This window comes from Paenisporosarcina sp. P4_E4_2 (genome assembly GCF_056401595.1).
The window spans coordinates 1-1,453 of the sequence record NZ_JBFUJC010000512.1; the positions used below are offsets into that span (position 1 = coordinate 1).

Annotated in this window: 2 protein-coding genes; both read right to left on the bottom strand. The window is 34.3% G+C overall.

What is annotated here, in order from left to right:
* Positions 1–573, bottom strand: a 573-nt coding sequence (locus AC1DSB_RS19200; protein ID WP_477587411.1) for a sulfite exporter TauE/SafE family protein, incomplete at its 3' end; no start/stop codon positions are given.
* Positions 574–1,078: 505 nt separating this feature from the next.
* The coding region (locus AC1DSB_RS19205; RefSeq protein ID WP_477587412.1) for a hypothetical protein at positions 1,079–1,453 on the bottom strand (375 nt) is incomplete at its 5' end.

Genomic DNA, 1,453 nt, shown 5'->3' on the forward strand with positions numbered 1-1,453 from the left:
GAATAAGAATAGTAAAATCATGGCTGGTACAATTATAGACCCACCACCTATCCCAAACAATCCAGAAGCGAAACCAATTCCGCAGGTCAGGATCAGTGCGAACCATACAGGATACCCGTATATGTAATTTTGTCCGTTAGCATCTGTGAAAGTCTTTTGCTTACCATGTTTCACAAACCACTCTACAGGCTTTAAATATTTCCGAACCATTAATATGGTCGAAATAATAATCATTAAAATGCCAAAATACAAATTAAATGAAGGCAAATCCAAACCTTTGTTCACCCAAGCTCCTAAAATCGTTCCTGGAACACTTCCAGCAAAAAAGATCAGACCACTGCGGTAATCAACTGTTTTGGATTTCATATAGGTCAGTGTAGAGGCTAGTCCCGTAAAAATCATCATAATAACAGAAAGTCCAACGACATTCTGAGGAGTAATTCCTGGAATCAATCCAAGTGTTCCACCAATATAAAGAGTCGCAGGCACCAGAATGATCCCTCCACCTAAACCAACCAATGCACCCACGATGCYAGATATCAATCCCACAATTACTAATAAAACATATTCCATTACTAATCTCCTTCATACATTACTAGTTGCTTTAGTGCCAGTCATTCATACTGAATAAAAATATTTGCAAGAACTATTTTTTGAAGGAGAAAAACATGAATATACGAATCTATCCTTGAGGAATTTTTCTTGAAAATCTTTCCTTTATCATATCCTTAGATTACATAGCTTTCAAACATTCACACTCAAAAAGAATATCAACAAACGCTTAAAACCTTGCATTATTATAAACTATAAAAATTTATTCGTTTTGAGTTAAAGCACCCGTTATTTCAACAGGCATGTTAGGATATTTGTTTACTTCACACAAGAAAAAGCCAATACAACTGGAATTCGCTGTCTTCTAATTCTACTCAATGTTTTCACCCCTTACATCAAATTCTTTATTGAATGTTGAAATACCTTCTTCAACTAACCTGCCCCGTTTGTTCAATAAGAAAAGGGCTGACAATCAGCCATATGACCTTTAACWAAAGCATCCGTTAGTTGAACATGAATGCAGTAGCTATTTTAACTTTTTCATCGAAACCGATTTATCTTGGATGTGTAATAGTATATTTCCTCCTGATGACAAAATGACTTCAAATGATAATGTTGATTCGTTAATTGGTAATAATTCTTCATACAACCAGTCATCTATTTCACGATTGTAAATAGGTTTATCATTATCATAATTCAAGTGTTGAAATTGAAAGAACGAGACATTGTCAAAACTCAATATCCAAACATCGTCACTGGAAACAGTGAAGTGAATGTTTGAGTGAAGGAGACTTTTATGTTCAATTTCAATTTTTATAAGTCTATAATCGTGAAACCCCCAAGAGTTAAAACGATTAAAAATATCTTGATGCACTCTATCAGATAATGTATTGAATACCTC